This is a genomic window from Tahibacter harae, assembly GCF_024437735.1.
Taxonomy (GTDB): domain Bacteria; phylum Pseudomonadota; class Gammaproteobacteria; order Xanthomonadales; family Rhodanobacteraceae; genus Tahibacter; species Tahibacter harae.
Genome location: NZ_JANFQO010000002.1, coordinates 373,619 through 399,072, shown reverse-complemented (window position 1 = coordinate 399,072; position 25,454 = coordinate 373,619). Strand labels below are relative to the sequence as shown.

General features: G+C 67.4%; 24 protein-coding genes. 5 read left to right on the top strand and 19 right to left on the bottom strand.

All coding sequences use genetic code 11. The features are described 5' to 3' along the window. Positions 1-101: 101 nt before the first annotated feature. On the bottom strand, positions 102-581 hold the full coding sequence (locus tag NM961_RS03280) for a peroxiredoxin (RefSeq protein WP_255911234.1): 480 nt from the start codon (positions 579-581) through the stop codon (positions 102-104). A 157-nt stretch (positions 582-738) separates the two neighbouring features. Between NM961_RS03280 and NM961_RS03275 the strand changes: the two genes are divergently transcribed. Next, positions 739-1,188, top strand: coding sequence for an Hsp20/alpha crystallin family protein (locus NM961_RS03275; protein WP_255911232.1), 450 nt, complete (start codon positions 739-741; stop codon positions 1,186-1,188). Between the two features lie 131 nt (positions 1,189-1,319). Then, entirely contained in the window at positions 1,320-2,189 is an 870-nt protein-coding gene (locus tag NM961_RS03270; protein WP_255911230.1) for a DnaJ C-terminal domain-containing protein, read from the top strand. Between the two features lie 123 nt (positions 2,190-2,312). Here NM961_RS03270 and pilH read toward each other — a convergent pair whose 3' ends face one another. From pilH to purB, 10 genes are all read right to left on the bottom strand, one after another. After that, on the bottom strand, positions 2,313-2,678 hold the full coding sequence (gene pilH / locus NM961_RS03265; protein WP_255911228.1) for a twitching motility response regulator PilH: 366 nt from the start codon (positions 2,676-2,678) through the stop codon (positions 2,313-2,315). A gap of 114 nt (positions 2,679-2,792) precedes the next feature. Then, entirely contained in the window at positions 2,793-3,791 is a 999-nt protein-coding gene (locus NM961_RS03260; protein ID WP_255911226.1) for a YhdH/YhfP family quinone oxidoreductase, read from the bottom strand. After that, entirely contained in the window at positions 3,788-4,681 is an 894-nt protein-coding gene (locus NM961_RS03255) for a class I SAM-dependent methyltransferase (RefSeq protein WP_255911224.1), read from the bottom strand. Before NM961_RS03255 ends, NM961_RS03260 begins: the two co-directional genes overlap by 4 nt. Positions 4,682-4,700: 19 nt before the next feature. Next, positions 4,701-6,125 carry a dihydrolipoyl dehydrogenase gene (gene lpdA / locus NM961_RS03250; protein ID WP_255911222.1) on the bottom strand — a complete coding sequence of 475 codons (1,425 nt, stop codon included), beginning with the start codon at positions 6,123-6,125 and terminating at the stop codon, positions 4,701-4,703. 18 nt (positions 6,126-6,143) lie between these two features. Continuing rightward, positions 6,144-6,536 (bottom strand): hypothetical protein, encoded by a 393-nt coding sequence (locus NM961_RS03245; RefSeq protein WP_255911220.1) that lies wholly within the window; start codon positions 6,534-6,536, stop codon positions 6,144-6,146. After that, positions 6,536-7,768, bottom strand: a complete 1,233-nt coding sequence (odhB, locus tag NM961_RS03240; RefSeq protein WP_255911218.1) for a 2-oxoglutarate dehydrogenase complex dihydrolipoyllysine-residue succinyltransferase — start codon at positions 7,766-7,768, stop codon at positions 6,536-6,538. Before odhB ends, NM961_RS03245 begins: the two co-directional genes overlap by 1 nt. A 5-nt stretch (positions 7,769-7,773) precedes the next feature. Further along, positions 7,774-10,611: a 2-oxoglutarate dehydrogenase E1 component gene (locus tag NM961_RS03235; RefSeq protein WP_255911216.1), complete on the bottom strand. Its 2,838-nt coding sequence runs from the start codon at positions 10,609-10,611 to the stop codon at positions 7,774-7,776. Between the two features lie 167 nt (positions 10,612-10,778). Then, on the bottom strand, positions 10,779-11,741 hold the full coding sequence (locus tag NM961_RS03230; protein WP_255911214.1) for a GNAT family N-acetyltransferase: 963 nt from the start codon (positions 11,739-11,741) through the stop codon (positions 10,779-10,781). Further along, positions 11,738-12,922 (bottom strand): cupin domain-containing protein, encoded by a 1,185-nt coding sequence (locus tag NM961_RS03225; RefSeq protein ID WP_255911212.1) that lies wholly within the window; start codon positions 12,920-12,922, stop codon positions 11,738-11,740. Before NM961_RS03225 ends, NM961_RS03230 begins: the two co-directional genes overlap by 4 nt. A gap of 91 nt (positions 12,923-13,013) precedes the next feature. Next, positions 13,014-14,381, bottom strand: a complete 1,368-nt coding sequence (purB, locus tag NM961_RS03220) for an adenylosuccinate lyase (protein ID WP_255911209.1) — start codon at positions 14,379-14,381, stop codon at positions 13,014-13,016. Between the two features lie 91 nt (positions 14,382-14,472). Between purB and NM961_RS03215 the strand changes: the two genes are divergently transcribed. Beyond that, positions 14,473-15,873, top strand: coding sequence for a class II fumarate hydratase (locus tag NM961_RS03215; protein WP_255911207.1), 1,401 nt, complete (start codon positions 14,473-14,475; stop codon positions 15,871-15,873). Positions 15,874-15,984: 111 nt separating this feature from the next. Beyond that, positions 15,985-17,100 carry a hypothetical protein gene (locus NM961_RS03210; RefSeq protein WP_255911204.1) on the top strand — a complete coding sequence of 372 codons (1,116 nt, stop codon included), beginning with the start codon at positions 15,985-15,987 and terminating at the stop codon, positions 17,098-17,100. 124 nt (positions 17,101-17,224) lie between these two features. Here NM961_RS03210 and NM961_RS03205 read toward each other — a convergent pair whose 3' ends face one another. From NM961_RS03205 to NM961_RS03180, 6 genes are all read right to left on the bottom strand, one after another. Further along, the gene (locus NM961_RS03205) at positions 17,225-17,725 is read right to left on the bottom strand and encodes an SRPBCC family protein (protein WP_255911202.1); all 501 of its coding nucleotides are present in this window, start codon (positions 17,723-17,725) and stop codon (positions 17,225-17,227) included. Beyond that, a complete protein-coding gene (locus NM961_RS03200; protein ID WP_255911200.1) occupies positions 17,709-18,065 on the bottom strand; it encodes an ArsR/SmtB family transcription factor in 357 nt (118 codons plus the stop codon). The genes NM961_RS03205 and NM961_RS03200 overlap by 17 nt, the downstream gene beginning before the upstream one ends. 168 nt (positions 18,066-18,233) lie before the next feature. Beyond that, on the bottom strand, positions 18,234-19,205 hold the full coding sequence (locus tag NM961_RS03195) for a hypothetical protein (protein WP_255911198.1): 972 nt from the start codon (positions 19,203-19,205) through the stop codon (positions 18,234-18,236). Continuing rightward, on the bottom strand, positions 19,202-20,059 hold the full coding sequence (locus NM961_RS03190) for an ABC transporter ATP-binding protein (RefSeq protein ID WP_255911196.1): 858 nt from the start codon (positions 20,057-20,059) through the stop codon (positions 19,202-19,204). The genes NM961_RS03195 and NM961_RS03190 overlap by 4 nt, the downstream gene beginning before the upstream one ends. Beyond that, on the bottom strand, positions 20,056-20,430 hold the full coding sequence (locus NM961_RS03185) for a GntR family transcriptional regulator (protein WP_255911194.1): 375 nt from the start codon (positions 20,428-20,430) through the stop codon (positions 20,056-20,058). Before NM961_RS03185 ends, NM961_RS03190 begins: the two co-directional genes overlap by 4 nt. A gap of 4 nt (positions 20,431-20,434) precedes the next feature. After that, the gene (locus tag NM961_RS03180) at positions 20,435-20,788 is read right to left on the bottom strand and encodes a hypothetical protein (protein WP_255911192.1); all 354 of its coding nucleotides are present in this window, start codon (positions 20,786-20,788) and stop codon (positions 20,435-20,437) included. Between the two features lie 193 nt (positions 20,789-20,981). Here NM961_RS03180 and NM961_RS03175 point away from each other — a divergent pair, with 193 nt between their 5' ends. After that, a complete protein-coding gene (locus NM961_RS03175; protein WP_255911190.1) occupies positions 20,982-21,530 on the top strand; it encodes a glutathione peroxidase in 549 nt (182 codons plus the stop codon). A gap of 75 nt (positions 21,531-21,605) precedes the next feature. Here the strand turns inward: NM961_RS03175 and NM961_RS03170 are convergent, their stop codons facing one another. After that, entirely contained in the window at positions 21,606-23,327 is a 1,722-nt protein-coding gene (locus NM961_RS03170) for a bifunctional sulfate adenylyltransferase/adenylylsulfate kinase (RefSeq protein ID WP_255911188.1), read from the bottom strand. 49 nt (positions 23,328-23,376) lie between these two features. Next, positions 23,377-25,263: an ATP-binding cassette domain-containing protein gene (locus NM961_RS03165; protein ID WP_255911186.1), complete on the bottom strand. Its 1,887-nt coding sequence runs from the start codon at positions 25,261-25,263 to the stop codon at positions 23,377-23,379. Positions 25,264-25,454 lie beyond the last annotated feature (191 nt).

The window sequence follows — 25,454 nt, the reverse complement described above, 5'->3', positions numbered from 1 at the left end:
TTCCGCCCGTCTCCGCCGTGCGATGAACAGAACCCCGCAGTGGAAACTGCGGGGTTTTTTCTTACCGCAAACCGTTGCGGAAGATCCGGTCGCCGGCCCGCTCAGCCCAGGCTGCCAAGCATGTTCTCGGCGCTGGACACCTTGAATTCGCCCGGCGCTTCCACATTCAGCGTGCGCACCACGCCGTCCTCGGCATACAGCGCGAAGCGGCGCGAGCGCACGCCCATGCCGTAGGCGGTCGCGTCCATTTCCAGGCCCAGGGCGCGGGCGAAGTTGGCATTGCCGTCGGCCAGCATGATGAGGCCGGCGGGCACGTTCTGGTCCTTGGCCCAGGCCTTCATCACATGACCGTCGTTGACCGCCATGCAGGCGACCTCGACGCCGCGCTCGCGGAACTGTGCGAATTTTTCCACATAGCCGGGCAGGTGCTTGGCCGAGCAGGTCGGCGTGAACGCGCCGGGCACGGAGAACAGCACGACCTTTCGGCCGCTGAAGATTTCATCGGTGCTGACGGCCTGGATGCCGTCGTCGAGCACGTTGATGGTTACGGAGGGAATGCGGGCGCCGACTTCGATGGTCATGTACAGCCTCGGTACGTGGGGAATGCAGGCGCCGCATCATAGCCTGCCGCGGCGGCCCCGCCAGCTTTTGCGCAGACCCTCTTGAAAGCCTGTCCCCGGATCCTATCTACCGGACCATGGCGCGATTGCCGCGCCGCCAACATTTGCAGGAGTTCGCATGAGCATCTCACGTCACTATCCCTGGGCTGTCCGCAGCGGTCTGCAGGACGAGATCAAGAATGCTTTCGAGCGCTTTTTCAGCGGCGCCGAATCCGACCAGTCCAACGTCGTGACCAGCCAGTGGGCGCCGCGCGTGGACATCCGCGAGGAGGACAAGCGGTTCGTCATCCTGGCCGATATTCCCGGCGTCGACCCCGGTGAAATCGAAGTCCACATGGACAAGGGCGTGCTGTCCATCAAGGGCGAGCGCAAGAGCGAAACCAGCGAGACGCAGGGCAAGCTCAGCCGCGTCGAGCGCTTCCAGGGCGTGTTCCACCGCCGCTTCGCGCTGCCCGACAGCGCCGATGCGGACGGCATCACCGCCACCGGCAAGCACGGCGTGCTGGAGATTTCCATTCCCAAGCGCCCAGAGAGTTCGCCGCGCCGCATCGCCATCGCCACGCACTGACACTGATCCGCGCTTGAACCCCCAGACCCGTGGCGGATCGCTCCGCCGCGGGTCTGTTCGTTTGGCGGCCGTGCAATTACTGTTGCGCACGGCCGGCCGTCACGGCACCCGGTTCTCCTAGGTGGATACGCATGCAGTTCAAGGATTACTACGACACCCTGGGCGTAAAGCCCGACGCCAGCGAAAGCGAGATCAAGAGCGCGTTCCGCAAGCTGGCGCGCAAATACCACCCGGACGTCAGCAAGGAAGCCGGCGCGGAAGACAAGTTCAAGGCCGTCAACGAGGCCTATGAGGCGCTGCGCGATCCGGACAAGCGGCGCGAATACGATGCGCTGCGCGCGCGCGGCTACAAGCCCGGCGACGAGTTCCAGCCGGCACCGGATTTCGGCGGCTTCGGCGGCGGCGGCTTCGGCGGCGGCAACGGCGGCGGAGAAGGCTTCAGCGACTTCTTTGAATCCCTGTTCGGCCGCAGCGGCGGCCGCGCCCAGGCCGGTCCGCGCCGCGGCCAGGACCTGCGCGCGCACGCCGCCATCGACCTGGAAACCGCCTTCGTCGGCGGCACCCAGCGCCTGGAACTCAACGGCGAGCGCCTGGACGTGACCATTCCCGCCGGCATCCTGCCGGGTCAGACCATACGCCTGCGCGGCAAGGGCCATCCCGGCCGCAACGGCGCGCCGGCCGGCGACGTGCTGCTGGAGATCCAGCTGCGGCCGCATCCGCGCTTCCAGCTGGACGGGCGCGATGTGACGGTCAAGCTCGCCATCGCCCCCTGGGATGCGGCGCTGGGCGCGACGGTGAAGGTGCCCACGCTGGCTGGCGAAGTGGATCTGAAGATCCCGGCAGGTTCCGACAGCGGCCGCAAAATGCGTCTGAAGGGCCGCGGCATGCCCGGCCCGGAGACCGGCGACCAGTACGTGGTGCTGGAAGTGCGTGCGCCGGCGGCGCACAGCGATGCCCAGCGCGAAGCGTACGAGCGTCTGCGGGAGGCTTTCGACGGCTGAGCGTGGCCGCCCGGCGGGAAACGGCCGTTGCGGTGCGGAATAAAGCGTGCCGATGCGCAGCGGCGCAAACGAAAAGGGAGCCTCGCGGCTCCCTTTTCTGTTTTTCCGGTTGGCGGCGCCGCCTTACTTGGGCAGCAGTTCGTTGATGACCTTGACCAGCTCGGGTTCGTTGATCGGCTTGGTCACGTAGGCCTTGGCGCCCTGGCGCATGCCCCAGACCTTGTCGGTTTCCTGGTCCTTGGTGGTGACCAGGACAATGGGGATGTGGCTGGTCTTGGCTTCGCGCGAGATCGTGCGCGTAGCCTGGAAGCCGTTCAAGTTGGGCATCACCACGTCCATGAGGATCAGGTCGGGAATCTCGCGCTTGGCGACTTCCACGCCGGCGGCGCCGTCTTCGGCCGTAATGATCTCGTGGCCCATTTTCTCGACGATGCGCTTGAGGCCCAGCAGCTGGGACTGGGAATCGTCAACGATCAGAATTCGCGCCATGGTTGCTCTGTCACCCCTGTAGGCCGTCGTGCGGCCGGGACATTCTACCGGCGGGCTGCGCCTGCGCAACAGCCGCACCGCTCTGTGTGTATGGTCTGCGCCGGGCTGGCGGCGTCAGCCGATGTGTACCAGAGTTCGGCCGTGTGAGCCACCGGCCAGCATGGTGTCGAACACCCCGGCGAGCTGGTCCAGGCCCACTTCGCGCGTGCAGATCGTGTCCAGGTGAGCCGGTTTCCAGGCACCGGCCAGGCGTTCCCACACTTGTTCGCGGATATCGCGCGCGGTGCCGGCCGAGGCGATGCCGAGCAGGCTCACGCCGCGGATGATAAAGGGCATGACCGTGGTGGCCAGGTCGTGGCCCGCGGCCAGGCCGCAGCTGGCGATATTGCCGTAGGGGTGGATCACGCGCGTCAGGCCCGCCAGCATTTCGCTGCCGACATTGTCGATGGCGCCGGCCCAGCGGCTGGTTTCCAGCGGGCGCTGGCCCCAGTACAGCTCCTTGCGTGCGATGCACTGGCGCGCGCCCAGGCCGATCAGCCAGTCGAACTGGTCGATCTTGCCGGTGATGGCGTGAGCTTCGTAGCCGGCCCGGGTCAGGATGTCGATGGCCAGCGAACCCACGCCGCCGGTGGCACCGGTAACCACGACCGGCCCCATTTCCGGGTTCTGCCCGTTCTGCTCCATGCGGTACAGCGACAGCGCCGCGGTGAAGCCGGCGGTGCCCAGGATCATGCTTTCGCGCAGGGTCAGGCCGGCGGGGAGCGGAATCGTCCACTGCGCCTGCAGCCGGGCGTATTCGCCATAGCCGCCGTCGCGGGTCTCGCTCAGGCCCGAACCGGTGCACAGCACCGCGTCGCCTTCGCGGAAGCGGTGGTCGGTGGAGGCGACCACGTAGCCGGCTACGTCGATGCCGCCATTCATCGGATACTGGCGCAGGATCTTGCCTTTGCCGGTGCCGGCCAGGGCGTCCTTGTAGTTGACGCTGGAATAGGCGGTCTTGATGACCACTTCGCCGGGCGAGAGGTCGTCCAGGGCCAGGGTTTCCAGCGTGGCGCGGTAGCCCTGGGCATCGTTGTGGATGCGCAGGGCGCGGAAGGATTCGGTGCTGCTCATGCGCGGGCTCCGCGGGTTTCGGTTTCGGTGGTATCGGATTGCATCAGCACGATGCTGGACATGCGCCGGCCGGCCTCGCGTTTGCGCGGCTGCAGCCAACCCAGAATGCGCCACAGCCAGGCCAGGCGCGGCGTGCGCTTGAGGCGCCAGGCCTCGTCCCAGGTGGAATGGAATTCGGCTTCGCGCCAGCCGTGCGGCGCGAAGAAGGCCGTGCCCTCGCGCGGACCGAAGCGGAACGGCGCATTGCCCTGCTGCACGGCGCGGCCCCAGTTGCCGGCGAGGAAGCGCAGCAGGGCGGGCGAGGCGAGGTCGCTGAGCCACCAGCGCGCGCCGGCGACATCGTGCAGGTCGCGGGCGAGGGCGGCGACGTCTTCGGTTTCGAGATAGATCAGCAGCCCTTCGGTGATCACCAGCAGTGGCCCGTGCTGCGCGGCCCGGGCGAACACCTCGCGGCGGCGCTGCGCGTCGCGCAGGTCGGCGGGAATGAATTCAAGCCGGCAGCGCGGCGTTTCCTGCGCCATGTGGCCGCGGAAGTAGTCGACCATATCGGGCATGTCGACGTGCAGCCAGAGCAGGTCCGGCGGCAATTCCAGGCGGTAGGGGCGGGCGTCCAGGCCGGCGGCGAGGTTGAGCACGCCGCGAACGCCGTTGCGCACGCAGCGCAGGATGACTTCGTCCATCACTGTCACGCGCACGACCAGCGACCAGGCCAGGTCGCGCCCATGCGGCATGCTCTCGACGATGGCCTGGCCGCGCGCGCCGCCGAGGCGGCGCGCGTAGGGATCGTGGAACAGGGCGTCGGGCCGTTCGCTCTCCTGGGCGCGATAGATGGCGACCCAGAGCGCGGTGTCCGACACGTTGCGGATCGGGCTGGCTTCCTGCTTGGCCATGGTCCCGATCCGCGCGGGTTCAGTTGGCCTTGTGGATGGCGCGCTTGTCCACCGCGAGAGCGGCTTCGTGCACGGCCTCGGACAGGGTCGGATGAGCATGGCAGATGCGCGCCAGGTCCTCGGCCGAGCCCTTGAACTCCATCGCGACCACGGCCTCGTGGATCATTTCCGAGACGCAGGCGCCGACCATGTGCACGCCGAGCAGGCGGTCGGTGTCGGCATGGGCGATGACCTTGACCATGCCCGCGGTCTCGTTCATGGCGACGGCGCGGCCGATGGCGGCGAATGGGAAGGAACCGGTGCGGTAGGGCACGCCCTCGGCCTTGAGCTGTTCTTCGGTCTTGCCGACCCAGGCCACTTCGGGCTCGGTGTAGATGACCCAGGGCACGGTGTCGAGATTCACATGGCCGGCGCGGCCGGCGATGAGCTCGGCCACCGCAATGCCTTCCTCGGAACCCTTGTGCGCCAGCATGGGGCCGCGCACGCAGTCGCCGACCGCCCAGACGCCGTCGACGCCGGTGTGGCAGTGTTCGTCCACCACTACGCGGCCGCGCTCGTCCAACTGCACGCCGCTGCCTTCGGCCAGCAGGCCCGCGGTCGCCGCGCGGCGGCCGACGGCCACCAGCAGCTTGTCCACGACCAGGCTCTGCTCGCCCTTGGCGTCGCTGTAGGTGAGGTGCACTTCGTCGCCCTTGACTTCGGCCTTGGACAGCTTGGCGCCGAGGCGGATATCCAGGCCCTGCTTCTTGAATTCGCGCGCGGCGGCCTTGGCGATGTCCTGGTCGGCGGCGGCGAGGAAGTCGGGCAGGGCTTCGAGGATGGTGACCTCGGCGCCCAGGCGCTTCCACACGCTGCCCAGTTCCAGGCCGATCACGCCGGCGCCGATCACGCCCAGGCGCTTGGGCGTGGCGGCGAAGTCGAGCGCGCCGGCGTTGTCGACGATGTGCTTGTTGTCGAACTTGGCGAACGGCAGTTCGATCGGCACCGAGCCCGCGGCGATGATGATGTTGGCGGCGGTAAGTTCGGTGATGCTGCCGTCATGGCCCTTGACCGACACCACGCGGCCCGGCTTGAGCGTGCCGAAGCCGGCGAACGGGGTGACCTTGTTCGCCTTGAACAGCATGGTGATGCCGCCGGTGAACTGTTTGACGATCTTGTCCTTGCGCCCGACCATCGCGCCCACGTCGATGCTGGGATTGGCCGCGCTGATGCCGTGCACGGCGAAGTTGTGGGTCAGGTTGTGGAACTGCTTGGAGGAATCCAGCAGCGCCTTGGACGGAATGCAGCCGACGTTGAGGCAGGTGCCGCCCAGGGCCGGCTTGCCGTCCTTGCCGATGAAGGCGTCGACGCAGGCGGTCTTCAGGCCCAGCTGCGCGGCGCGGATCGCGGCCACGTAGCCGGCCGGGCCGGCGCCGATCACTACGACGTCAAATTGTTCGCTCATCAGGGTTTCCTAGTGGTTTCACTCGGCCGGCGCAGGCGGCGGCAGGGTCTCGGCAAGTTTCTGGATGTAGTCGCCGTGGGTCGCAAACAAGGCCTTGGCCTTTTCCAGCGCGGCCAGGCAGCGCTCGGCGGTCGGATTGTGGTCGACCTTGGCGGGCGCTTCCGGCTGCAGCTGGAAATGATCCAGCACCCGGCCCATGGCGACCGAACTCGGCGAGTCGGTCAGCGCGCGGTAGGCCTTGCTGAATTCGGCGTGCTCGTGATCGCAGTTGCCGATGTCGATGTCGGAGATGGCGTTGAACTGGGCCAGGATCTCCACCATGCGCGCGCGGTCGGCCGCACCGGGCGCCGCGAAGGCGGCGCCCGAGACGACGGTCAGCACGGCTGCAGACAGCAGGCGGGCCGCTTTCATCACAGGCCCAGCAGCATCTTGTGCGGGTTTTCCAGCTGGTTCTTGATGTCGACCAGGAACAGCACCGCGTCCTTGCCGTCGATGATGCGGTGATCGTAGGACAGGGCCACGTACATCATCGGCGCGGCCACGACCTGGCCGTTCTCGACGATGGCGCGGTCCTTGATCGCGTGCATGCCCAGGATGGCGCTTTGCGGCGGGTTGACGATGGGCGTGGAGAACAGCGAACCGAAGGTGCCGCCGTTGGTGATGGTGAAGGTGCCGCCGGCCAGGTCGTCCAGGGTCAGGCCGCCTTCGCGCGCCTTCTTGGCGTAGCCGGCGATCTGCTTCTCGACGTCGGCGAAGCTCATGTTCTGCGCATCGCGCAGTACCGGCGTGACCAGGCCCTTGTCGGTGGACACGGCCACGGAGATGTCCTGGTAGCCGTGGTAGATCACGTCGTTGCCGTCGACCGAGGCATTGACGATGGGATGGCGCTTGAGCGCCTCGCAGGCGGCCTTGACGAAGAAGCTCATGAAGCCGAGCTTGATGCCGTGCGTCTTCTCGAACTGTTCCACCAGTTCCTTGCGCATGGCCATGACCTTGCCCAGGTTGATCTCGTTGAACGAGGTCAGCATGGCGATGGAGTTCTTGGACTGCATCAGGCGTTCGGCGATCTTGGCGCGCATGCGCGTCATCGGCACGCGCTCTTCCGGACGCGAGCCCGGCGTCGGCTTGGCCGCCGGCGCGGCGGGAGCGGCGGCAGCCGGAGCAGCGGCCGGCGCGGCCTGGCCGCCGGAGCGCATGAAATTGACCAGGTCTTCCTTGGTCACGCGGCTGTCGCGGCCGGTGCCGGCGACGGCGGCCGGGTCGATGGCGTTCTCGCTGGCGACGCGGCGGCCGGCCGGGGACAGGTCCTCGACCTTGCCGGCGGCGGGCGCGGCGGTGGCCGGCGCAGCAGCCTTGGGCGCTTCAGCGGCCGGGGCGGCGGCTGGAGCCGGCGCGGCCGCGGCGGCGCCTTCCTCGATCACCGCAATGATTTCCTGGCTGTTGACCGTCTCGCCGGTCTGGCGGCGGATTTCCTTGAGCACGCCGTCGGCCGGGGCCGGCACTTCGAGCACGACCTTGTCGGTTTCCAGATCGACCAGGTTCTCGTCGCGCTTGACCGCGTCGCCGGCCTTCTTGTGCCAGGTCGCGATGGTGGCGTCGGAAACGGATTCGGGCAGAACCGGGACTTTGACTTCGATGGTCATACTTCTTACTCCGAGGCGTGATCAGTGCCGATCGGCGCGACCAGCGCCTGCTCGACCAGGGCCGCCTGTTCGGCGACGTGGGTGTTGTGATGGCCGCAGGCCGGCGCCGGCGAACGCGCGCGGCCGGCATAGCTGAGGCTGTGCTCTGCGCCCAGGCAGGCGCGCAGGTGGTGCTGGATCTGGTACCAGGCGCCCTGGTTCATCGGCTCTTCCTGGCACCAGACGACTTCCTTGGCAGCGGGGTAGCGGGCCAGCTCGGCCTTCACCTCGGCGCGCGGGAACGGATACAGCTGCTCGACGCGGATGATGGCGACATCGCTGATGCCGCGCTTCTCGCACTCGTCGACCAGGTCGAAGTAGACCTTGCCCGAGCACAGCACGATGCGGCGCACCTTCTGCCCCGGCTTGGCCGTGCTGTCGCCGATGACCAGCTGGAACGAGCCGTTGGCCAGGTCCTCCAGCGAGGACACCGCGAGCTTGTGGCGCAGCAGCGACTTGGGCGTCATCACCACCAGCGGCTTGCGGCAATCGCGCACCATCTGGCGGCGGATCATGTGGAAAGCCTGCGCCGGCGTGGTCGGTACACAAACCTGCATATTGTGCAAAGCACACAATTGCAGGAAGCGTTCGAGGCGGGCGGAGGAGTGCTCCGGACCCTGGCCCTCGTAGCCGTGCGGCAGGAACAGCGCCAGGCTGGACAGGCGGCCCCACTTGGCTTCGCCGGAGCTGATGAACTGGTCGATCACGACCTGGGCGCCGTTGGCGAAGTCGCCGAACTGGCCTTCCCAGATCACCAGCGTGTTGGGTTCCGAGGTGGTGAAGCCGTATTCGTAGGCCATCACCGCTTCCTCGCTCAGCACCGAGTCGATCACCTCGACATTGGCGCCGGCGCGCACGTGGCCCAGCGGCAGGTAGGTGCCGTCGGTCTTCTGGTCGTGCAGCACCGCATGGCGGTGGAAGAAGGTGCCGCGGCCCACGTCCTGGCCGACCACGCGCAGGTCGTAGCCTTCGGCAATCAGGGTGGCGTAGGCAAGGTTCTCCGCGAAGCCCCAGTCCAGCGCCTGTTCGCCGGCGGCCATCTTGCGGCGGTCGTCGTAGATCTTGGCCACGCGCGGATGCAGCGCCAGTTCCGGCGGCAGGTTGAGGATGCTCTGGCTCAGCGCGACCAGCTTGTCCTTGGCCACGCCGCTCTGGTACGGCGTGTCGATGCGGCCGTCGATGAACTTGGACCAGTCCAGCGCGTACGGATCCTTGAACTCCGGATCCAGCTCGGCCACCGGCAGGCCGGCTTCGAGCTTGCGGCGGTAGTTGTCGACCAGGGCCTGGGCGTCGCCGTCCTTGATTACGCCGGCGGCGGCGAGCTTCTGCGCGTACAGCTCGCGCGTGGTCTGGCGGGCGCGGATGATCTGGTACATCACCGGCTGGGTCGCCGCCGGCTCGTCGGCCTCGTTATGACCGTGGCGGCGGTAGCAGACCAGGTCGATAACCACGTCGCGCTTGAACTTCTGGCGGTAGTCGAAGGCCAGGCGCGCGACGAACAGCACGGCTTCCGGATCGTCGCCGTTCACATGGAACACCGGCGCGTTGACCATCTTGGCCACGTCGGTGCAGTAGTAGGTACTGCGCGCGTCCTGCGGATTGGACGTAGTGAAACCGACTTGGTTGTTGACCACGATGTGGACGGTGCCGCCGACGGCGAAGCCGCGCGCCTGCGACATGTTGAACAGTTCCATCACCACGCCCTGGCCGGCGAAGGCGGCGTCGCCGTGGATCAGCACCGGCATGACCTGGCCGCGCTCGCTGTCGCCGCGGCGGGTCTGACGCGCGCGCACCGAACCGGCCACGACCGGGTCGACGATTTCCAGATGCGAGGGATTGAAAGCCAGGGCCAGGTGCACGGTGTGGCCGCTGGTCTTGATGTCGGCGGAGAAGCCCATGTGGTACTTCACGTCGCCGGAATGGGCCGGATCGTCCGGGTGGTCGAACTTGCCCTCGAACTCGGCGAACAGCTTCTGCGGCGCCTTGCCCAGGGTGTTGACCAGCACGTTGAGGCGGCCGCGATGGGCCATGCCGATGACCATGTCCTTGACGCCGTCGGCGCCGCTCTTCTGCACCAGCTCGTCCACCAGCGGGATCAGGCTGTCGCCGCCTTCCAGCGAGAAGCGCTTCTGGCCGACGTACTTGGTGTGCAGGTAGCGCTCCAGGCCTTCGGCCGCGGTCAGGCGCTCCAGCAGGCGCTGGCGGTCGGCGGCGCTGAGGCCGAAGTTGCCGCCGGCCTTTTCCAGCTGTTCGTGCACCCAGCGGCGCTGTACCGAATCGCTGATGTGCATGAATTCGGCGCCGATGCTGCTGGCGTAGGTGGCCTTGAGCAGGGCGACCAGGTCCTTGAGCTTGAGCCGGGCCGGGCCGGCCAGGGAGCCGGTGTTGAATTCGGTGTTGAGGTCGGAATTGTCCAGGCCGTGGAAAGCCAGCTCCAGGTCGGGCGCGGGCAGCTTCTCGGCCAGGTCCAGCGGATCCAGCGTGGCGGCCAGATGGCCGCGCGAGCGGTAGGCAGTGACCAGCTTGAGCACCGCAGCCTGTTTCTGTGCCTGGGCGTCGTTGCCGGCGGCGGCGACGGCAGCCGCGGGTTTCTGCTTCTGCGCCGCGCTGATGCGCGCGATGGCGTCGGAGTGCGGCACGTCGCCGGCGCTGCGGCCCTTGAAGCCATCGAAGTATTTCTGCCATTCCGGCGAGACTGCGGCGGGATCGCGCAGCCAGGACTCGTACAGGTCTTCGATGAAGCCGGCGTTGCCGCCGGAAAGCTGGGAGGTCTCACGGAACAACTGGATCAGGTTCGCGCTCACGTCGGGAATCACCGCAGGTTTTGGTGGTGCTGGCTGCACGCCGGAAAGGCTCGATCGGGCTCGATCGAAACCCGCGGATTATACGCTCATCGTGTTGCGGCGCGGCAAGGCGACGTTGGTCATAAGTGCGGGGATTTCGGTCTTTTTTTGCCGCCGGCCGGGGCCGGTTACAGGTGCAGCTCGCGCAGCTGCGGCGGCGCCACGGAACGTTCCCAGACCTGGTTGAAATACTCGCGCAGCTGGGCGTGCCGGCCGGGGCGGTAGGTATGCGCCTCGCCTTCGTAGCGGCTGCCGAGCACGCGGAAGTAATAGCTGCGCCGGTCGGTAATGAGGAAAGCCGACGGGTACTGCTGGTCTTCCTCGGTTTCCGGGGTGCGGAACTGGAACACGCTGGGCAGGCGGTGGGCGATGTGGATGAGGCGGTGGCCGGCCTCGATGGCGGCGGCGGGCGTCTGCACCAGCACGCGCACGGAGGCGCCGCGGCCGGCGGTGCCCAGACGCTTGAACTGCTCCAGCACGGCCTCCTGGTCGTACAGGGCCGGGTCCAGGTCGCGGCTGTACAGGCAGACCTCGCGCTTGGCCAGGGCGAGGATTTCCAGCACCGCGGCCAGGGCCTGCTCGCGGTTCTCCACCGGGATCAGGCGCGGCTCGGGCGTCTCGTCCAGCTGCATGCCCGGGCGGTAGCTGGATTCCAGCGGGGTCAGCTCCAGCCGCATCATGCGATGCGGGATGTCGCATTCCAGGAATTCCTCGCCGTAGGCCTGGAAGCCCGAGCGTTCGTAGAACGGGATCGCGTAACTCTGCGCGTGCATCTCCAGCGCCGGGCGGCGCTGTTCGCGCGCGCGCTGGATCAGCGCCTGCATGATGGATTCGCCGACGTGTTTGCCGCGCCAGCTGGCCAGTACGGCCATGCGGCCGATCTTGTCGTCCGGAGTGAGCCGGCCCGTACCTATGGGGCGGCCTTCGTTGTCGCGGGCGATGACGTGGATGGAGCGCGGGTCGAGTTCGTCCCATTCCTCGGCCTCGGGAATGTTCTGGCCGATGATGAAGACCTCGGTGCGCACGAACTTGAGATCGGCCTGGTCCACGATCCAGTCGGCGGGTTCCACCCGGAACGAATCCTCGATCATGTGCGGCTCCGGCGGCGGGGACGGGTCAGCACCAGCTGACCCTGGTTGAGGAGAGCGAGCAGGGCGGCATGGTCGCCCGGCGTCAGCGCGGCGATGTCGGCGGCGGCGATCTCGCGCTGCTCGCAGACCAGCCGGGCGAAGCCGGCCGAGCAGTCCAGTGCCTGGCCGGCGACATAGAGCGTGGCGCCGTCGCCGCGCCGCGTCCAGGCCGTGCGCGCCCAGGGGAAGCGCAGCAGGCCGGCGCCCTTGGCCAGGGCGGCGTCGAGGTCCCTGGCGCTGACGGGTTTGTCCGGTGCCAGTGCGGTCTGTGCGCTGCGGTAGCTGGTGATGTAGCGGCCGAACCAGGCCTGCAGCGCGGCATCGTCCAGCCGGCGCAGCGCAGCCACGGCGTTTTCCACGCGGGCGAAGGCGGCGGCATCGATCTCGTAGGGGTCGGCGGCGGGAGCGAGGTCCGGGTCGGTATAGCGGTCGTCCTCGCCCAGCGGCTCGACCAGTTGGTCGACCAGGTCGCCCAGCATCTCGGCGATGGCTGGCGCGCGCATGCCGATGGACAAGGTCATGCAGTCGCCGATGGCGACGCCATCGTGGGCGAAGCCCGGCGGCAGGTAGAGCATGTCGCCGGGTTCCAGCACCCAGTCGTGGGTGGGCTGGAATTCGGCCAGGATCTTCAGTTCCAGCTCGGGCCGGAATGCCTTGGGCGCGCCGGCGTCGTCGCTGATGCGCCAGCGCCGCCGGCCCAGGCCCTGCAGCAGGAAGACGTCGTACTGGTCCACATGGGCGCCGACGCCGCCGCCGTCCACGGCGTAGGAGATCATCACATCGTCGACGCGCCAGCGCGGCAGGAAGCGGAACTGCTCCAGCAGCGCGGCCACGTCCATGTCCCATTTGTCCACGTCCTGCACCAGCAGGGTCCAGTGAGTCCGGGGCAGCTTGGCGAAATCGCCCTCGGCGATGGGGCCGGAGCGGACTTTCCAGCTTTCCTTGCGCGGATCGCGCACGATCAGGCGCGACAGCGCGGCTTCCTCGCAGGCCAGGCCGGCCAGGTCTTCCGGTGTGATCGGCGGCGTGAAGCCGGGCAGTGACTGGCGGATCAGCAGCGGGCGCTTCTGCCAGTAGTCGCGCAGGAAGTCCTGCGCGCTCATGCCCAGCGGCTGGCCGGGCTTGGCATGGACTTCGATCATCGGCTGAGGCATCGGGGCTGGCCGTGGCGGGGCGGGCGACGAGGAAGTGGGCACGGGCGGGCCGGCTTCAAGCGGCCGGCCGCCCGGTTTTTCAGATGGCGCGGGCCAGCGGCTCGGCCAGGCCGGTGTAGCTGGCCGGGGTGAGTTCGCGCAGGCGCTGCTTGGCCTCGGCCGGCAGATCCAGGGTCTCGACGAATTCGGCCATGGCCTGCTTGCTGATGCCCTGGCCGCGGGTCAGGGCCTTGAGCTGCTCGTAGGGGTTGGGCAGGCCGTAGCGGCGCATCACTGTCTGCACGGCTTCGGCCAGCACTTCCTGGCTGGCTTCCAGGTCGGCGGCGAGGCGTTCCGGGTCGGGCTTGAGCTTGCCCAGGCCGCGGCCCAGGGCATCCAGCGCGATCAGGCTGTGGCCGAAGGCGGTGCCCAGGGCGCGCAGCACGGTGGAGTCGGTCAGATCGCGCTGCCAGCGGCTGATCGGCAGCTTGGCCGAGAAATGCTCGAACAGGCCGTTGGCGATGCCGAAGTTGCCTTCGGCGTTTTCGAAGTCGATCGGGTTGACCTTGTGCGGCATGGTCGAGGAGCCGACTTCGCCGGGCTTGAGCGCCTGGCGGAAATAGCCCAGCGAGATATAGCCCCAGACGTCGCGGGCGTAGTCGATCAGGATGGTATTGAGGCGGCGCAGTGCATCGCCGATCTCGGCCACGCAGTCGTGCGGCTCGATCTGGGTGGTATAGGGATTGAAGGTCAGTCCCAGGCTTTCGACGAAGTGCTGCGCGAAGGCCGGCCAGTCCACTTCCGGATAGGCCGCGACATGGGCGTTGTAGTTGCCGACGGCGCCGTTGATCTTGCCCAGCAGTTCCACCGCGGCGATCTGGCGGCGCTGGCGCTGCACGCGCGCGACCACGTTGGCGATCTCCTTGCCCACCGTGGTCGGCGAGGCAGTCTGGCCGTGGGTGCGCGACAGCATGGGCTGGCCGGCCAGGTCGTGCGCCATCTGGCGCAGGGTGGCGATGAGTTTGTCGATGGCCGGCAGCATGACCTGGTCGCGCGCATCCTTGAGCATCAGCGCGTACGACAGGTTGTTGATGTCTTCGCTGGTGCAGGCGAAATGGATGAATTCCTTCACCGCCTCGACCTCGGCGAAGCCGGCGCTGCGCTGCTTGAGCAGGTATTCGATGGCCTTGACGTCGTGGTTGGTCTCGCGCTCGATCGCCTTGACCCGTTCGGCATCGTGCAGCGAGAAGCCGTCGGCCAGGGTGGTCAGGAATTGACGCGCTGCGGCAGAGAAGGGCGGAACTTCGCCAATCTGCGGCGCGTCGCCCAGGGCCAGCAGCCAGCGCACCTCGACCAGGACGCGGCGCTGCATCAGGCCGAATTCGCTGAAGATGGTGCGCAGGGGATCGACTTTGCCGGCGTAGCGGCCGTCCAGCGGCGACAGGGCGGTGAGGGTGTTGAGGCTCATGGGCGGGGGCGGGCGGGGGAGCAAGAAGCGGGATGATACACCGGCGGCTATACTGGCCGGTCAGTATCGACAGCCGCGGAGCCGCATCGTCATGGCCGAATACCGCTTGGAAAAAGACAGCATGGGCGAGCTGCGCGTCCCCGCCGACGCCCTGTATGGCGCGCAGACCCAGCGCGCGGTGCAGAATTTCCCCATCTCCGGCCTGCGCATGCCGCGGCCCTTCATCCGCGCCCTGGGCCTGATCAAGGCGGCCATGGCCGATGTCAACGCCGAGCTGGGCCATCTCAAGCCGGGCCTGGCCAAGGCCATACGCAAGGCGGCCGCGCGCGTCGCCGCCGGCGAATTCGACGATCAGTTTCCCATCGACGTGTTCCAGACCGGCTCGGGCACGTCCAGCAACATGAACGCCAATGAAGTGATCGCCAGCCTGGCCAGCCGCGGCGGCAAGGCCGCCGTCCACGCCAACGACCACGTCAACATGGGACAGAGTTCCAACGACGTGATCCCCAGCGCGATCCAGCTCGCCGCCGTGCTGCAGACCCGCGAGGAACTGCTGCCGGCGCTGGCGCACCTGCGCGACACCATCGTGCGCCGCGCCAGGAGCTTCGCCCGCATCACCAAGACCGGCCGCACGCATCTGATGGACGCCATGCCGCTGACCTTCGGCCAGGAGTTCCTGACCTGGGCGGCGCAGCTGGAGTCGGCCGTCGCCCGCATCGAGGACAGCTTGAAGCGCCTGCGCCGCCTGCCGCTGGGCGGCACCGCCATCGGCACCGGCATCAACGCCGATCCGCGCCAGGCCAAACGCGCGGCCAAACGCCTGGCCGAGCTTGCTGGCACGAAACTTGAGTCTGCGCCCAATCTGTTCGAGGGCATTGCCTCGCAGGACGCCGCGGTGGAGCTGTCGGGACAGCTCAACGCGCTGGCCTGCGCGCTGATGAAGATTGCCAACGACCTGCGCTGGATGAACTCCGGACCGCTGGCCGGCCTGGGCGAGATCGAGCTGCCGGCGCTGCAGCCGGGCTCCTCGATCATGCCGGGCAAGGTCAATCCGGTGATTCCGGAGGCCGTGGCCATGGTCTGCGCCCAGGTCATGGGCAGTCACACCACGATCACGGTCGCCGGTCAAAGTGGCAGTTTCCAGCTCAATGTCATGCTGCCGGTGATTGCACACAACCTGCTGCAGTCCATAGGCCTGCTGGCCAGCGCCTCGCGCCAGCTGGCCGACGCCGCCATCGCCGGGCTGCGCGTGCGCGAGGACCATGTCGGCGCGGCACTGGCACGCAATCCCATCCTGGTCACGGCGCTCAATCCCGTGGTCGGCTATGAGGCGGCGGCGGCGATGGCCAAGCAGGCGTACAAGGAAGGAAGGCCCATCCTGGACGTGGCGCGCGAAAAGAGCGGCCTGCCGGAGGCCGAGCTGCGCAAGCTGCTGGATCCGGTCGCGCTGACCCGCGGCGGCATTGGCGCGGGCGGCAGCGGCGGCGGCTGATACGACCAAAGTCTGAGTAGGGCCCCGTCATGGCGAACAGCACATGCCGGGGTGGATACGGGCGGCACAATGGCGCCGCCCTCGTAGTATTTGTCATGTCTGGAGAATGAAATGCTGAAACGTCTGGCCTTTGCCACCGTGCTGCTTGCCGGCAGCGCCTGGGCGCAAACGGAAATATCGATCACGGCCAAGGACATCGAGACCGGAGCGGCCGACGCCAAGCTGGCCGAACTGGGCCGCCAGGCCGCCGCCAACGGCAAGGAAGTCGTGATCAATGCGCCCAAGGAATGGCACGGTGCGGTCGCCGCCAAGGTGAAGGCCGGCGGCGCGGCCAGCGTCAAGCTCAACGACAGCTTCTTCGAGAACGTCGTCGTGCGCGTCAGCGACAAGGCCAAGCCGGAAGCCCTCAAGCCGGCCGAGGCACCCAAGCCCGCCGCGCCGGCCAAGCCGGCCGAACCCGCCAAGCCGGTCGAGGCGCCCAAGCCCGCGCCCAAGCCGGTGGAAGCGCCCAAGCCGGTCGAGCCCGCCCCGGCTCCGCCGCCGCCGGCGCCGGAACCCGAGCCGGCTCCGGCTCCGGCCCCGGTCGTGGAAACCCCACCGCCCCCGCCGCCGCCGGCCAAGCCGGTCGAGGCGCCCAAGCCGGCGGTCGACCCCAGCGTGGCGATCAAGCAGCGCTTCGAGCAGAACCTCAACGGCGGCAAGCCCGCCGCGGCCGAAGAGCTGACCCAGGGCCAGCTGCAGAAGGGCGACCTGGTCTATGTCGACGGCGATGTGCGCGCGATCGTGCGCCGCGACAGCCTCGGCGTGCGCCTGTACTGGCTCTCGGGCGAGCTGAACCTGCAGCGCGCCGAACTGCGTCCGCTGGCGGAAAACCGCTATGAAGTGGTCGACAAGATCGCCAATACGGCCAATCCCTCGCTGCGTGGCACCACCGACGCGGGCATCACCTTCGTCGCCAGCGTGCCGGCCGAAGGCGACGCCGAGCGCGCCGAGATGGAGAAGTCCTACGCCGAAGGCCGTCCGGTCGGCCGCAGCGTGCGCATCGATCAGCTGCGCCAGGGCGACACCGTCTACCTGGGCAAGACCTCGGCCATGGTCGTGCGCCGCGACGGCGGCAGCCTGACCCGCTACTGGCTGGAAGGCACGCTGAACACGGGACAGGTCGGCCTGCAGAAGGAAAAGGGCTCGACCACCAAGTTCAAGGTGCTGAGCGATACCGTGCAGTAATGTGCCGACGGGCCTGGGCGCAAGCGCAGGCTCCGGACAACAAAAAAGCCGCCTTTAGGCGGCTTTTTTGTTTTACATCGTTTATTTCATCGCCATCCCGTCTCCATGCTGCTGGCCGCAGTGGTCAAGATCTTGCGGCGAGCATCGCATCCAGCTGCGCGAACTGTTCGGGCAAGGCTTCCGCAGAACCGGCGATAGCTTCGTCGAGGGCCGCTCGTGTGGGGTAGCGTTCGTGCAGGGTGACCCGCGTCGTGCCGGCGTTTTCTTCGAACGTCACTGTGGTCACGGCGCCCTGATCGCTTTCTTCGTTCGTCCATACGAGGCGCTGGGGCGGCGTCACTTCCTGGTAGGTACCGAAGAACGCCATCGGCAGATCCGCGGCCGGATGGCGGAACACGAGGCGATACGTGCCCCCGGTTCGCACATCCATGTCGCAGGAGAGCAGCGTCAGGCCCGCCGACTTCGGAACCCACCATTCCTTGAACAATTCGGGATTGCTCCACGCTTCAAAGACGAGGTGTGCCGGGGCATTGAACGTGCGTGTCACGACGAGTTCGAGGTCGGACTTGCGTTCCACGGCGGTGTGGTTCATGGCGTCCGAACCCGCTTCATTTGCTTGAGGCATCTGCTTTCTCCTTGCGTTTCAAGTGCTCGACAATCGTGTCCAGCGCGTCGAAGCGCGCGCTCCAGAGTTGGCGGTGCCGCTCGATCCAGGCGGCTTCTTCTTCCAGCCGGCGCCGGCCGAGCTTGCAGGTGCGTACGCGCCCGACCTTCTCCGTGGTTACCAGCCCCGCCTGCTCCAGGACGCTGATATGTTTCTTCATGCCCGTGAGGGTCATTTGGAACCTGTCGGCAAGGTCGGTGATGGAGGCGTCAGAACCCGCGAGCTGCTCCAGCACTCCGCGTCGGGTGACATCGGAGAGCGCGGCGAAGGTTGCGTCGAGGCGTGCTTGATAGTGAACCATGTGGTTCACTGTAATGTGCGTGCGGGTGATGTGCAAGCCGCATGGCAGCGGCTGCCTGCCGCGCAGTCTGGCGCCGGTCGGCCGGAAAAAGCAGAAATCGCTTCAACGTCAAAAACAGGAAAGCCGCCTCGCGGCGGCTTTTCTGCACAGCGTACTTACTTCGGCTGCTCAGTTGTCATCACGCCAGCGGCGCAGCCAGATCGCGGCGGAGATCATGCCGATGCCGGCGGCCACGCCCAGCCACAGATTCACGCTGCCGAGCGGGGCGAACAGGGTCTGCAGATCCAGCGCGTTGAGCAGGACTTCCGGGCCCTTGTCGTCCATGCGGCGTTCCAGGCCTTCGAAATCCAGCCAGCCGCCGGGGAAAATGCTGAACAAGGCGCGGAACACGATGTGCTGCCAGAACCAGGAGTCGGGCAGGCGCAGCTTGGTCACCGCGTCGAAGATGGAGATGCAGGTGGCCACGGACACCGGCAGCAGGGTCGCCCACAGGAAGGGTTTGCTGCGCGCCCAGGCCGAGCAGAGCATCAGCCAGCCTATGCTGGGCAGGGCCCACAGTGCGTTCAGCGGCAGCAGCAGCGTCAGTTTGCCGAGGACCTTCAGCGGCGAGGCCGGACCCCAGATCACGGTGACGGGATTGGCGCCGTAGAACATCACGACCAGGCTCAGCACCAACAGCAGGCCCAGCATCATCACCAGCGAAGCGGCCAGGGCGAACAGCGGGGCGACGACGGTCGCGGTGACGACCTTGGACAGCACCGTCTGCAGGTCCGAAATCGGCAGCGACTTCCAGAACAGCATGCTGCGGTCGCGGCGGTCGTCGTAGAGGGAGCCCAGCAGGTAGAAGAATGTCACTATGGCCAGGGTGATCGCGATTGGCGCGGCGGAGAAGAACAACGCCACATCGAGGGCGCCGCCGACCTGGGCGCGCTGCTCTGGCGTCATCGCCGCGGCGATGTCGCCGAGCTTCACGTTGTTGATCACGGCGTCGTGGAGATTGCTCTGCGCAGCGTTGACGCCGGTCAGCGCACCGATCGTGAATACGGCCAGGATGACGCCGGCGGCGATCAGCGGCGCCCACTGGAAGCCGCCGCGGTGTTCCCAGTACTCGCGCTTGAGCAGCCAGGTGAAGGTGTTCATGCGTAGGTCCCTTTCATGGTGGCGACGAACAGGTCGGCGATGCTGGGCTGGCGGGTTTCGCCCAGTTCGGCCAGACGCGGTTTCTCGGTGCCGTCGAACAGGAAGATGGATTTGCCGAAGATCTGGCGTTCGCCCAGCGGCTGCAACGCGCGTGCGGCGGCGGCCTTGTCCGGGTTGACCATGACTTCGGTGAAGCGGTCGGCCACGGCGTCCATGCTCGCGTCCAGCACGATCTTGCCGTCGCGAATGAACATCAGGTCGGTGAGGATGTGTTCGATCTCCTCGACCTGGTGGGTGGTGATGATGATGGTCTTCTGTTCGTCGAAATAATCGTTGAGCAGGCTCTGGTAGAACTCCTTGCGGTAGAGGATGTCCAGGCCCAGGGTGGGCTCATCCAGCACCAGCAGGCGCGCGTCTATGGCCATGACCAGGGCCAAGTGCAGCTGCACGATCATGCCCTTGGACATTTCCCGCACCCGCATGCGCGGCTTGAGCTTGGTGCGGGCGAGGAAGGCTTCGCATTTCTCGCGCGAGAAGCGCGGGTGCACGCCGGCGACGAAGTCGATCGCCTCGCTGACGCGCAGCCAGCGCGGCAGCACCGCGACATCGGCGATGAAGCAGACCTGCTGCATCAGCTCATGCCGCTGGCGCCGCGGATCCAGGCCCAGCACGCTGAGTTCGCCCTGGAAATCGGTGAGGCCGAGTATGGCCTTGAGCGCGGTGGTCTTGCCGGCGCCGTTGGGGCCGATCAGGCCGACGATGCGGCCGGACTCGATGGAGAAATTCACGTCGTCCAGCGCGGTCGATGCACCGTAACGCTTGCTCAGGTTGCGCGCTTGCACCACGGCGCTCATTGGGAGGCTCCTTCCATTTCGCGGCTGTCCTGTACCAGTCTTTCCACATCCAGCCCCAGGCGCTTGAGGCGGGCGTACAGCGCCGGCCATTCTTCGCGCAGGAAGCGTTCGCGTTCGTTCTTCAGCAGGGCTTCGCGCGCCCCTTCATTGACGTACATGCCCAGTCCCCGACGTTTTTCGACCAGTTGTTCATCCACCAGCTCCTGGTAGGCCTTGGACACCGTGATCGGATTCAGCTGGAAATCCGCGGCGACCTGGCGCACCGAGGGCAGGGCATCCCCCTCGTTCAGCACACCGTCCAGGATCATCGCCACCACGCGGTCGCGCAGCTGGCGGTAGATCGGGGTGTTGTCGTTCCACGTTATGGTCATGGGGTCAGTCCTGGCTCACCTGCGGCAGCACTTTGCCAAACGAATAGTAGGGCATGTCGAAACTGCCGCGTCCCGCGCCGGAACGCGGCGGCAGCGGCGAATCCGGCACGCTGGCCGCCGTGGCGACGGGCTGGGCATAGGCCAGCGCGATGTCTTCGGCGCTGGGGCGGACGGTGACTTCGGGCAGCACGACCAGGCTGGCGCTGCGCTGCGGCGCGACCTTGGGCGCGACGGCGCTGATCCGGACCGGCGCGGCGGGCGTGGAGACAGCAGTTGCATGGGTGGCACGTTCCAGGGCGGCGCCGGCCACGAAGGCGGAGGAAGCGATCAGGACGGTGACGATAGCGCTGACTTTCATGACGGGCTCCTGCGTGGTGCTCGGCTTGGGTGGTGTTGTAGTGAACTATAACACCATATCGAAAACGGTCAAGCAATTTTTCCCGGGGCTGTCGGGAAAACCCGGCTATGGAAGCAAAAGCCTTACAGAAACCGATACTTGCGCCGCTGACGGAGTATGCTCGGGAGGTCCCATACCCCTGACAGGAGGTTCCATGCGTGCATTTCTTCCCGCCCTGCTGCTGTCCCTGGCCGCTTCCGCGCCGGCCTGGGCCTGCAGCGATCTGCTCAACAGCGAGTACCGTCCGCTGGCCGGCAAGGACAAGGTCTCGCTATGCAAGGAGTACGACGGCAAGGTGCTGCTGATCGTAAATACGGCGAGCAAGTGCGGTTTCACGCCCCAGTACGAGGGCCTGGAAGCCCTGCATGCGCGCTACAAGGACAAGGGCTTCGCCGTGCTGGGTTTCCCGTCCAACGACTTCAGGCAGCAGGAACCGGGCACGGAAAAGGAAATCCAGGAATTCTGCACCTTGACCTATGGGGTGAAATTTCCAATGTTTGAAAAAGTGCACGTGACCAAGGAAGAGGCCACGCCGCTGTACCAGCGCCTGGCCGCGGCCAGCGGCGAGCGCTATCCGAGCTGGAATTTCTACAAGTATCTGGTTGGCCGCGATGGCAAGGTGATCGCGGACTATTCCAGCAAGGTCAAGCCCGACGATGCGGAGCTGGTCGCGGCGATCGAGAAAGCGCTGGCGACGCAGTGAGTGGCGCGGCCGGCTTTGTCCGGCCGCTGCGCAGAAACACCGGCGCCGCGTTGCGCGGCGCCGGTCATGAGGTTGTCAGTCCCGCGGCCGGATCAGGCCCAGGCTTTCCAGTTTCAGCACGATGCGCTGCACCGCCTCGTCCGGCCCCATTTCGCTGGTATCCAGGCGCAGCTCCGGCGCTTCCGGCACTTCGTAGGGATCGCTGATGCCGGTGAATTCCTTGAGCTTGCCGGCGCGGGCCAGCGCGTACAGGCCCTTGCGGTCGCGCTGCTCGCAGATTTCCAGCGGCGTGGCGACATGGGTTTCGACGAACAGGCCGTACTGCGCAACCATGCTGCGCACTTCGGCACGGGCCGCGGCGTAGGGCGCGATCGGCGCGCAGATCGCGATGCCGCCGTTCTTGGTGATCTCGCTGGCGACGAAGCCGATGCGCTGCACGTTGAGATTGCGGTGCTCGCGCGAGAAGCCCAGCTCCGAGGACAGGTGCTTGCGCACGATATCGCCGTCGAGCAGGGTGACCGGGCGCGTGCCCAGTTCCAGCAGGCGCACCATCAGCGCATTGGCCAGGGTGGACTTGCCGGCGCCGGAAAGGCCGGTGAAGAACACGGTGAAGCCCTGCCTGTGCCGCGCCGGATGAGTGCGGCGCAGTTCCGCCACGACTTCCGGATAGGTGAACCACTCGGGTATGTCCAGGCCTTCGTGCAGGCGCCGGCGCAGTTCGGTGCCGGAGATGTTCAGCACGGTCTCGCCGGGCTGGATCTCGTTGGCCGGCGCGTACTGGGCGCGCTCCTGCACGTAGAGCATTTCCTGGAACGGCACCATCTGTATGCCCAGTTCCTGCTGGTGCCGGGCGACCAGGTCCTGCGCGTCGTAGGGGCCGTAGAACGGCTTGCCGTCGGCGCCGTTGCCGGGGCCGGCATGGTCGCGGCCGACGATGAAATGCGAGCAGCCGTGGTTCTTGCGGATGATGGCGTGCCACAGCGCCTCGCGCGGACCGCCCATGCGCATGGCCAGATGCAGCAGCGAGAGCATGCTGGTCTGCTCGGGATAGTGCGTGAGCAGCTTTTCGTAGCAGCGCACGCGGGTGTAGTGGTCGATGTCGCCGGGCTTGGTCATGCCCACGCTGGGATGGATCAGCAGGTTGGCTTCGGCCAGCTGGGCGGCGCGGAAGGTCAGTTCCAGGTGGGCGCGGTGCATGGGGTTGCGCGTCTGGAACGCGACCACGCGGCGCCAGCCGCGCTTGTCGAACTGCTCGCGCACCTCGCGCGGGCTCAGGCGCAGATGGCGGAAATCATAGTGCTGCGGCGCGGCCAGGCCGCGCAGTCGGCCGGCCAGATAGACCGGTCCGGCCTTGTCCAGCAGCCAGGCCGCGCCGGCATGCAGGCGGTCGGTGGTGCCGAACACGGCCTGGGCTTCGGCGGTGCGGTCGGGCTCCCAGGATTCCTCGATATCGAGCACGGCCAGGGCCACGCCTTCGGGATCCCGCAGGGCGATACGGCGCGCATCGCCGATCTTTTCGATGAATTCGCGGCTCACGTCCAGCGTGATCGGCATGGGCCAGAGCGTGCCGTCGGCCAGGCGCAGATCCCTGCACACCGATTCGTAGTCCGCCCGGCCGAGGAAACCCGTCAGCGGGGAGAACGCGCCGTTCATCAGCAGCTCCAGGTCGCAGAGCTGGCGCGCGTTCAGATCCCAGCCCGGCAGCGATGCGGCTTCGTGCTTGAGCGCCTCCCGTTCGGCGGCGGGAACGTACAGATCGACGAGTTGGCCGCCGTGCGGTGCGATGAGTTGGCTCATGAAAGGTTCCGGGTGGTGCGCTGATGCGGTGGAAGGGGAGGCGGCAGGCTCAGTCGACGGCGGCCTGTTCCAGGTTTTCCTGGGCGACCAGCCAGGCTTCCTCGACCTGGGCCAGTTCGGCGTTGGTCTCGCCCAGCTGGCGGGTGAGTTCGGCCGGGCGCTGCGACGGTGTCTCGTACAGGGCCGGATCCTGCAGCGCGGTTTCCAGCGTCTGCTTGCGCGCGGCGAGTTCGGCCATGCGCTTTTCCAGCTTCTGCACTTCCTTGCGCAGCGGCGCCTGGCGCGCGCGCTGGTCGGCGCGCTCGCGGCGCTCGTCCTTGCGCGAGGCCGTCGGCGCCGCGGCGGCCGGCACTTCGCCGGCCTCGGCCGCCTGGCGCAGCACGATGCGGGCGTAGTCTTCGAGGTCGCCCTCGTAGGGCTGCACCCGGCCGGCGCCGACCAGCAGCAAGGTGTCGCAGCAGGTGCGGATCAGGGCGCGGTCATGGGCGACCAGCACCACGGCGCCGGTGAAGCCGTTCAGTGCCTCGGTCAGCCCTTCGCGCATGTCCAGGTCGAGATGGTTGGTTGGTTCGTCCAGCAGCAACAGGTTCGGTCGCTGCCAGACCACCAGGGCCAGGCACAGGCGCGCCTTCTCGCCGCCGGAGAACGGGCCCACCGGCTCGAGCGCGCGGTCGCCGAGGAAGCCGAAACCGCCGAGGAAATCGCGCGCCGCCTGTTCGCCGAGCTTGTCGTCCAGGCGCTTGAGGTGTTCCACCGCGCTGGCCTGCGGATCCAGGGTTTCGAGCTGGTGCTGGGCGAAATAGCCGATGCGCAGGCCCTTGGCCTCGAAGCGCTCGCCGCTGCGGTTTTCCAGCGCGCCGGACAGCAGCTTGATCAAGGTGGACTTGCCCGCGCCGTTGGCGCCGAGCAGGGCGATGCGGTCGCCCGGCACCAGGCCGAACTTGACGTTCTCCAGCACCAGGCGCTCGCCGTAGCCGGCGCTGGCCTGGTCCAGCCGCGCCAGTGGATAGGGCAGGGCCTCGGGTTCGCGGAACTCGAAACGGATGCTGGAGGCGGCGCGGATCGGCGCGATCTCGACCATGCGCTCCAGCGCCTTGACCCGGCTCTGCGCCTGGCGCGCCTTGCTCGCCTTGGCCTTGAAGCGGTCGACGAAGCTTTGCAGGTGGGCGCGTTCGCGCTGCTGGCGTTCGTACTGCAATTGCTGCTGCACCAGGCGCTCGGCGCGCTTGCGTTCGAAGCCGGACAGGGTGCCGGCGAACAGTTCCACTTTTTCGTCGGCGATCTCAAGCACGTGGCTGACCACGTTGTCGATGAATTCGCGGTCGTGCGAGATCAGCAGCAGGGTGCCGGCGTAGCGGCGCAGCCAGTCTTCCAGCCAGAACACCGCATCCAGGTCGAGGTGGTTGGTGGGCTCGTCCAGCAGCAGCAGGTCGGAGCGGCACATCAGTGCCTGGGCCAGGTTCAGGCGCATGCGCCAGCCGCCGGAGAACTCGGCCACGCTGCGCAGTTCCTCGCCGGGCTTGAAGCCCAGGCCGTGCATCAGCGCCGCGGCGCGGGCCGGCGCGGCATAGCCGTCGATGGCGTGCAGGCGTTCGTGCAGCTGGGCCTGGGCGATGGCGTCGTGATCGCTTTCGGCGCGGGCCAGGGCGGCTTCGATGGCACGGTATTCCGGGTCCCCGTCCAGCACATAGTCCAGGCCGCTGCGGGCCAGGGCCGGGGTTTCCTGGCGCACATGGGCCAGCACCCAGTCGCGCGGCCGGGCGAATTCGCCTGCGTCGGCCTGCAGCTCGCCGGCGACCAGGGCGAACAGGCTGGACTTGCCCGCACCATTGCGCCCGGTAACGCCGACCCGCCAGCCCGCATGCAGCTGCACACTGGCGTTGGAGAAAAGCAGCTTGCTGCCGCGCCGCAGCGTGACCGAATCGAATCTGAGCATCCGCCTAGTCTAGCAGCCGCGGCGGCGGCGGGCGGGTGGCCGCGGTCACGGCGCGTGAGACGCGGGCCTGGCAAGGTACGGGTTCCGGCGGGCCGCGCCGCTTCAGGCTGCCGGAACCGGCGATCTGCGGTTCGGCTTCGGCTTGCCGGAGCGTGGCGGCCTCGGGCGGACGGTCCTGCAGAACGATTTGT

Excerpts from the sequence above, each read along its gene's own strand:
- NM961_RS03280 (WP_255911234.1), bottom strand. The coding sequence starts at position 581 with ATGACCATCGAAGTCGGCGCCCGCATTCCCTCCGTAACCATCAACGTG.
- NM961_RS03275 (WP_255911232.1), top strand. The coding sequence starts at position 739 with ATGAGCATCTCACGTCACTATCCCTGGGCTGTCCGCAGCGGTCTGCAG.
- NM961_RS03270 (WP_255911230.1), top strand. The coding sequence starts at position 1,320 with ATGCAGTTCAAGGATTACTACGACACCCTGGGCGTAAAGCCCGACGCC.
- pilH (WP_255911228.1), bottom strand. The coding sequence starts at position 2,678 with ATGGCGCGAATTCTGATCGTTGACGATTCCCAGTCCCAGCTGCTGGGC.
- NM961_RS03260 (WP_255911226.1), bottom strand. The coding sequence starts at position 3,791 with ATGAGCAGCACCGAATCCTTCCGCGCCCTGCGCATCCACAACGATGCC.
- NM961_RS03255 (WP_255911224.1), bottom strand. The coding sequence starts at position 4,681 with ATGGCCAAGCAGGAAGCCAGCCCGATCCGCAACGTGTCGGACACCGCG.
- lpdA (WP_255911222.1), bottom strand. The coding sequence starts at position 6,125 with ATGAGCGAACAATTTGACGTCGTAGTGATCGGCGCCGGCCCGGCCGGC.
- NM961_RS03245 (WP_255911220.1), bottom strand. The coding sequence starts at position 6,536 with ATGAAAGCGGCCCGCCTGCTGTCTGCAGCCGTGCTGACCGTCGTCTCG.
- odhB (WP_255911218.1), bottom strand. The coding sequence starts at position 7,768 with ATGACCATCGAAGTCAAAGTCCCGGTTCTGCCCGAATCCGTTTCCGAC.
- NM961_RS03230 (WP_255911214.1), bottom strand. The coding sequence starts at position 11,741 with ATGATCGAGGATTCGTTCCGGGTGGAACCCGCCGACTGGATCGTGGAC.
- NM961_RS03225 (WP_255911212.1), bottom strand. The coding sequence starts at position 12,922 with ATGATCGAAGTCCATGCCAAGCCCGGCCAGCCGCTGGGCATGAGCGCG.
- purB (WP_255911209.1), bottom strand. The coding sequence starts at position 14,381 with ATGAGCCTCAACACCCTCACCGCCCTGTCGCCGCTGGACGGCCGCTAC.
- NM961_RS03215 (WP_255911207.1), top strand. The coding sequence starts at position 14,473 with ATGGCCGAATACCGCTTGGAAAAAGACAGCATGGGCGAGCTGCGCGTC.
- NM961_RS03210 (WP_255911204.1), top strand. The coding sequence starts at position 15,985 with ATGCTGAAACGTCTGGCCTTTGCCACCGTGCTGCTTGCCGGCAGCGCC.
- NM961_RS03205 (WP_255911202.1), bottom strand. The coding sequence starts at position 17,725 with ATGCCTCAAGCAAATGAAGCGGGTTCGGACGCCATGAACCACACCGCC.
- NM961_RS03200 (WP_255911200.1), bottom strand. The coding sequence starts at position 18,065 with ATGGTTCACTATCAAGCACGCCTCGACGCAACCTTCGCCGCGCTCTCC.
- NM961_RS03195 (WP_255911198.1), bottom strand. The coding sequence starts at position 19,205 with ATGAACACCTTCACCTGGCTGCTCAAGCGCGAGTACTGGGAACACCGC.
- NM961_RS03190 (WP_255911196.1), bottom strand. The coding sequence starts at position 20,059 with ATGAGCGCCGTGGTGCAAGCGCGCAACCTGAGCAAGCGTTACGGTGCA.
- NM961_RS03185 (WP_255911194.1), bottom strand. The coding sequence starts at position 20,430 with ATGACCATAACGTGGAACGACAACACCCCGATCTACCGCCAGCTGCGC.
- NM961_RS03180 (WP_255911192.1), bottom strand. The coding sequence starts at position 20,788 with ATGAAAGTCAGCGCTATCGTCACCGTCCTGATCGCTTCCTCCGCCTTC.
- NM961_RS03175 (WP_255911190.1), top strand. The coding sequence starts at position 20,982 with ATGCGTGCATTTCTTCCCGCCCTGCTGCTGTCCCTGGCCGCTTCCGCG.
- NM961_RS03170 (WP_255911188.1), bottom strand. The coding sequence starts at position 23,327 with ATGAGCCAACTCATCGCACCGCACGGCGGCCAACTCGTCGATCTGTAC.
- NM961_RS03165 (WP_255911186.1), bottom strand. The coding sequence starts at position 25,263 with ATGCTCAGATTCGATTCGGTCACGCTGCGGCGCGGCAGCAAGCTGCTT.